This is a genomic window from Mycobacterium sp. E2989, from assembly GCF_001667595.1.
Taxonomy (GTDB): Bacteria; Actinomycetota; Actinomycetes; order Mycobacteriales; family Mycobacteriaceae; genus Mycobacterium.
Genome location: NZ_LZJX01000033.1, coordinates 1 through 6,187 on the forward strand (window position 1 = coordinate 1; position 6,187 = coordinate 6,187).

Sequence of the window (6,187 nt, forward strand, 5' to 3'; positions counted from 1 at the left end):
GTTCGAGGCCGGCGGGGCGGCGACGAACCTGTTGACGGGCGCCTGCCCGGGGACGGCGGTGACGTTCTGCGGCGCCGGTACGGCGGGGGCGGGTGCTGGTGCGGGGAGCACCGGGTCCGCCGATGCCTGGGCGCCCGTGACAACCGCCATGCCGAGCAGGCCGGCGACGAGACCCCCGAGGAGCGCACGGTGGGCGCGGATGTTCTCAATCATCTCCGTCGGTCCTTCCAATGGCGCACTGCCAGCAGCCGTCGATAGTGGCTGACTGTAACTAGAGGTCAAAGGCGGTGAATAGGCTCGAAATACACCTGGGATGAAGCTCTGATCGGTGCGCAACGGAACCGAGATCATCCTGTGGCCCGGCGGGCTGGCCGGGGGACCCTTATACCCTGTTCAGGTGACCGAACCCCCGACCACCGCCGCGGATGCCAACTTCGGTGTCGTTCAGACGGACGCCGACGCCCCGACGTATCGCTACACCGCGGCGCTGGCGGGGCGCATCGAAAGCGCCTGGCAGGAGAACTGGGCAAAGCTCGGCACATTCAACGTGCCCAACCCGGTCGGTTCGTTGGCCCCCACGGACGGCACTCCGATTCCCGCCGACAAGTTGTTCGTGCAGGACATGTTTCCGTATCCGTCGGGCGAGGGCCTGCACGTCGGCCATCCGCTGGGCTACATCGCCACCGACGTGTACGCCCGCTACTTCCGGATGACCGGGCATAACGTCCTGCACGCGTTGGGTTTCGACGCCTTCGGGCTGCCCGCCGAGCAGTACGCCGTGCAGACCGGCACCCACCCGCGGACCCGGACCGAGGCCAACGTCGTCAACTTCAAGCGTCAGCTGGGCAGGCTGGGGCTCGGCCACGACAGCCGGCGCAGCTTTTCGACCACCGACGTCGAGTTCTACAAGTGGACGCAGTGGATCTTCCTGCAGATCTACAACGCCTGGTTCGACACCGCGGCCCGCAAGGCCCGACCCATCGCGGAGCTGATCGCGGAATTCGACTCCGGCGCACGGCGCCTCGAAGACGGCCGGGAGTGGGCCACCCTGTCGGCGGGGGAGCGGGCCGACGTCATCGACGGCCACCGACTGGTCTACCGCGCGGACTCGATGGTGAACTGGTGCCCCGGACTGGGCACGGTGCTGGCCAACGAAGAGGTCACCGCCGACGGGCGCAGCGACCGCGGCAACTTCCCAGTGTTCCGGAAACGATTGCGGCAGTGGATGATGCGGATCACCGCCTACGCCGACCGCCTGCTCGACGACCTGGAACTGCTGGACTGGCCGGAACCGGTCAAAACCATGCAGCGCAACTGGATTGGCCGCTCGACCGGCACCAGGGCGCTGTTCTCGGCGACCAACACCGACGGCCAGACCGTCGACATCGAAGTGTTCACCACCCGGCCGGACACCATGTTCGGGGCGACCTATTTGGTGCTGGCCCCCGAGCACGAACTGGTCGACGGGCTGATCGCCGCCGACTGGCCCGACGGGACGGACGCGCGGTGGACCTACGGTGCCGCCACGCCGGGGGAGGCCGTCGCGGGCTACCGACAGGCGATCGCGGCGAAGTCGGATCTGGAGCGTCAGGAAAACCGCGAGAAGACGGGCGTCTTCCTCGGCAGCTATGCGACCAACCCAGCCAATAGCAAGCCGGTGCCGATCTTCATCGCCGACTACGTGTTGGCCGGATACGGCACCGGCGCGATCATGGCGGTGCCGGGCCACGACCAGCGCGACTGGGACTTCGCCCACGAGTTGGGCCTGCCGATCGTGGAAGTCATTGCCGGCGGCGACATTTCGGAGGCCGCATACCCGGGCGACGGTGTACTGGTCAATTCCGGTTACCTCGACGGGATGGACGTGCCGACAGCCAAGCAGGCCATCACGGCGCGCCTGGAGGCGGAGGGCCGCGGCTGGGCCCGGATCGAGTTCAAGCTGCGGGACTGGCTGTTCGCCCGCCAGCGCTACTGGGGTGAGCCGTTCCCGATCGTCTACGACGCCGACGGACGCCCGCACGCGCTCGACGAGGCCGCCCTGCCCGTCGAGCTGCCGAACGTGCCCGACTATTCGCCGGTGCTGTTCGACCCCGACGACGCCGACACCGAGCCGTCGCCGCCCCTGGCGAAGGCGACCGACTGGGTGCACGTCGAACTGGACCTGGGCGACGGCTTGCAGCCCTACACCCGCGACACCAATGTGATGCCGCAGTGGGCCGGCAGCTCCTGGTACGAACTGCGGTACACCGACCCGCACAACTCGGAACGGTTGTGCGCCAAGGAGAACGAAGCGTACTGGATGGGCCCGCGGCCCGCCGAGCACGGCCCGCAGGATCCCGGCGGCGTCGACCTGTACGTCGGCGGCGCCGAACACGCGGTGCTGCACCTGTTGTACGCGCGGTTCTGGCACAAGGTCCTCTACGACCTGGGCCACGTCACCTCCCGGGAGCCGTACCGCCGCTTGGTCAACCAGGGTTACATCCAGGCCTTCGCCTACACCGACTCGCGCGGCTCCTACGTCCCCGCCGAGGAGGTCATCGAGCGCGGCGGCCGGTTCTTCTATCCGGGCCCCGGCGGGGAGGTCGAGGTTTTTCAGGAATTCGGGAAAATCGGTAAGAGCCTGAAGAATTCGATCTCGCCGGACGAGATTTGCGACGAGTACGGCGCGGACACGCTACGCGTCTACGAAATGTCGATGGGCCCGCTGGAGGCCTCCCGGCCGTGGGCCACCAAGGACGTCGTCGGGGCGCACCGCTTCTTGCAACGGGTGTGGCGGCTGGTGATCGACGAGCAGACCGGACAGACGCGGGTGCTCGATGCGGCCGGCGAACACGAGCTGGACGCCAACACCCTGCGAGCGCTGCACCGCACCATCGCCGGTGTCTCGGAAGACTATGCGGCACTGCGGAATAACACCGCGGCGGCCAAGCTGATCGAGTACACCAACCACCTCACCAAGGAGCATCGCGACGCGGTGCCGCGGGCGGCGGTCGAGCCGCTGGTGCTGATGCTGGCGCCCCTGGCACCGCACATGGCCGAGGAGCTATGGCTGCGGCTGGGCCATACCACGTCATTGGCGCATGGTCCCTTCCCGCAAGCCGATCCGACCTACCTGGTAGACGAGAGCGTCGAATACCCGGTGCAGGTGAACGGCAAGGTGCGCGGGCGGGTGGTGGTGGCCGCCGACGCCGACCAGGACACCCTGAAGGCCGCGGCCTTATCGGACGAGAAGGTGCAGGCCTTCCTGGCCGGCGCGAACCCGCGCAAGGTGATCGTGGTCCCGGGCCGCCTGGTCAACCTGGTCGTCTAGCCGCCGACCGGTCAACGGCCAGTGGGCCGCAGCACCACCTCGTGGACGTGGCCGTCGGCGGGCGTGGCCACCACATTGGCGACTGTGGCCGCGACGGTTTCGGGTTTGAGGAACTTGGCGGGGTCGTAGGTGCCGCCCTCGAACGCGACGAGTTCGCGCTGCATCTCGCTGTCGGTGCGACCGGGGTACACGGTCGTCACCCGCAGCTGTGGCTCGTCGGCGCGCAGCGAATCGGCGAAGGCGCGCAGCGCGAACTTGCTGGCCGAATAGGAGGCCATGCCGGGCGAGACGTTGCGGCCGGCGCCGGAGTTGATGAAGACCACCTGGCCGCGGGCCTGTCGCAGCGCGGGTAGCAGTGCGAGCGTAAGTTCCACCGGCCCAAGCACATTCACGGCGAAGGTGGCGCGCCACTGGTCGACGTCGGTGTCGGCGACATGGCCGGGGATGGACACCCCGGCGTTGTGCACCAGCACATCGAGTTCGTCGACGATCTCGCAGGCGGCCTCGATGTCAGCGGAGTCGGTCAGGTCCAGCGGGAACGTCGTCGAGCCGAGCCGCTCCGCGACGGCATCGAGCCGGTCGGAGGGCCGGCCGGCCAGCAGCAGGGTGTGGGTGGGGGCCAGCGCCGTGGCGATCGCGGAACCGATACCGCCGCCGGCGCCGGTGATGAGTGCAGTGGGCATGCCAGTAGTCTAACGGCAACGCTAAAGTCGTTGTGCGACAGGTACTTTCATGCCTCTTTGCGTGCGTCCGGCGGGCACGCGGGTCCGGACGTCGGTTCGCCGGAGGCCAGCCGCTCGAGCGGCGCCAGCGCCTGCATGAGCGTGCCGAGGTCGGCCTCGGGCAGCTGACTGAGCATCGCGGCCAGGGAGGCGCGCCGGTTGGCCAGCGACTCGCCGTGCACGGCCCGCCCGCGCGGGGTGATGTCGACCAGCACCGCCCGCAGGTCGGACGGGTCACGCGAGCGTTTGACCAGGCCGAGCTTCTCCAGCCGGCGGATCGCCACCGTGGTGGTGGGCGTGCGCACCCGTTCGTGGGCCGCCAGGTCGGTCATCCGGATCGGCCCCTGATCCAGCAACGTGACGAGGATCGACAGCTGCGCCAACGTCAGGTCCCCGGCGGCGGCCCCGCTCGGGTCTCCGCGACGCAGAATCGAAAACAATTTGGACAGCGCACGGTGCAAACCTTCCGCAAGCTCGGTCACGTCGGCCACGGTGGATTCGCTGTCCGCCATAAACGGGGAGTCTAACCCGATATCAGGCGCTTACAAGGTAGCTATGCCGACTAATTAGTCGCGACGGGACGCGTCAAAGTACTTGCGACAAGAAACGCTGCAGACGTTCCGTTCGTGCGGTCTCGAAAATCTGCTCCGGCGGACCGGATTCCACGACCTTGCCGCGATCCATGAACACCACGGTGTCTGATGCCGAGCGGGCAAAGCCCATTTCATGGGTGACAACGATCATCGTCATACCGTCGGCGCCGAGATCGGCGATGAGTTGCAAAATTCCCTTCACCATTTCGGGATCGAGCGCCGATGTCGCCTCGTCGAAGAACATCACTTGCGGGGCCATGGCCAATGCGCGGGCGATCGCGACCCGTTGCTGTTGGCCGCCGGACAACATGCCGGGCCGGGCATCGGCCTTGTGCTTCAACCCAACTCGCTCCAACTGGGCCAGCGCCAGGTCGCGGGCTTCGTCGGCGGGCAGGCGCCGTAACTTGCGCGGCGCCATCGCGACGTTCTTCAGAACGCTCAAGTGCGGGAAGAGGTTGAAGTGCTGAAACACCATGCCGATGCGCTGCCGCAGTTCGTTGGGATCGTCGCGCAACACCGATCGGCCGTCCAGCAGGATGTCGCCGCTGTCGGGTTCGTGCAACCGGTTCAAGGTGCGCAGCAGCGTCGACTTGCCCGAGCCGGACGGCCCGATCACGGCGACGGTGGTGCCGGCCGGTGCCTCGAAATCGACGCCGCGCAGCACCCGGTTGCCGCCAAGCGTTTGGTGAATGTCCTTGGCGGCCAGCGATACTGGCGCACGGCTCGCGGCAGCGGGAGTCACGTGATCTCCTGGCCGAACGTCGTCGCGAGCATGTCAGGGCCCTCGTCCGGATCGGGGGCGCGCCGGCCACGGCGCAGCCGCGCGTCGATGTAGTTCACCAGGTGGGTCAACGGAATGGTCAATATTAGGTAGAAGAGACCCGCGGCCACCAACGGCGACAGGCTTCCGGTCTGGGCATTCAAATCCCGGCCCACCTGAAAAAGCTCCCGCTGATCGGCGATCAGGCCCAGGAAGTACACCAACGCGGAGGCCTTCAACAACCCGATGAATTGATTGACCAGTGCCGGCAGCACGCGCCGTATTCCCTGCGGCACCACCACCAGGCGCATCGCGGTCGAGTAGCTGAATCCCAGCGCGCGCGAGGCCTCCAACTGTCCGGGGTCGACGCTTTGTATTCCGGAGCGCAGGATTTCGCCGATGTAGGCGGCCGCCATCAACCCCAACGCGGCGATTCCCAACGGGTAGGGATTCTTGTTCGTCAGCCCGCCGACCAACGGGCCGACGCCCATCCCGATGAGCAGGATGATCACCACTTCGGGAAGGCCGCGGAAGATGTCGGTGTAGACCCGCGCCGGCCAGCGCAGCCAGCGCCGGTTCGAGATGCCCGCCATGGCCAGCACCATTCCCAGCGCCAGCCCGATCACGATGGCGCAGTTGGTCAGGATCAACGTGTTCGGCAGCCCCGTCGTCAGCAGCAGGGGGATGGCCCGCCGATACATGTCCCAGTCGAAGAACGAATCCCGCAACTGCGCCAGCGTGGATTTCGGCGCTGCCGGGGCCGAGGTGCGGTGCTGCGCGGCGGCGATCGCCGCGAAATCGG

Annotated in this window: 5 protein-coding genes and 1 pseudogene; 1 reads left to right on the forward strand and 5 read right to left on the reverse strand. The window is 67.4% G+C overall.

The genetic code is table 11. The features are described from left to right. Positions 1-213, reverse strand: a pseudogene (locus tag A5680_RS07635) (hypothetical protein); the annotation flags it as partial. Positions 214-397: 184 nt separating this feature from the next. Between A5680_RS07635 and leuS the strand changes: the two are divergent. After that, positions 398-3,310, forward strand: coding sequence for a leucine--tRNA ligase (gene leuS / locus A5680_RS07640; RefSeq protein WP_067817877.1), 2,913 nt, complete (start codon positions 398-400; stop codon positions 3,308-3,310). A gap of 11 nt (positions 3,311-3,321) precedes the next feature. Here leuS and A5680_RS07645 read toward each other — a convergent pair whose 3' ends face one another. From A5680_RS07645 to A5680_RS07660, 4 genes are all read right to left on the reverse strand, one after another. Then, positions 3,322-3,993, reverse strand: coding sequence for an SDR family oxidoreductase (locus A5680_RS07645; protein WP_055399534.1), 672 nt, complete (start codon positions 3,991-3,993; stop codon positions 3,322-3,324). A 47-nt stretch (positions 3,994-4,040) separates the two neighbouring features. After that, positions 4,041-4,544, reverse strand: a complete 504-nt coding sequence (locus A5680_RS07650) for a MarR family winged helix-turn-helix transcriptional regulator (RefSeq protein WP_055399536.1) — start codon at positions 4,542-4,544, stop codon at positions 4,041-4,043. A gap of 73 nt (positions 4,545-4,617) precedes the next feature. Then, on the reverse strand, positions 4,618-5,367 hold the full coding sequence (locus A5680_RS07655) for an amino acid ABC transporter ATP-binding protein (protein WP_067817874.1): 750 nt from the start codon (positions 5,365-5,367) through the stop codon (positions 4,618-4,620). After that, positions 5,364-6,187, reverse strand: an 824-nt coding sequence (locus A5680_RS07660) for an amino acid ABC transporter permease (protein ID WP_156675029.1), incomplete at its 5' end; no start/stop codon positions are given. The genes A5680_RS07655 and A5680_RS07660, both read right to left, overlap by 4 nt.

What these genes read in the sequence shown, in the direction of transcription:
- A5680_RS07645 (WP_055399534.1), bottom strand. Translation starts at nt 3,993, where the DNA reads ATGCCCACTGCACTCATCACCGGCGCCGGCGGCGGTATCGGTTCCGCG.
- A5680_RS07650 (WP_055399536.1), bottom strand. Translation starts at nt 4,544, where the DNA reads ATGGCGGACAGCGAATCCACCGTGGCCGACGTGACCGAGCTTGCGGAA.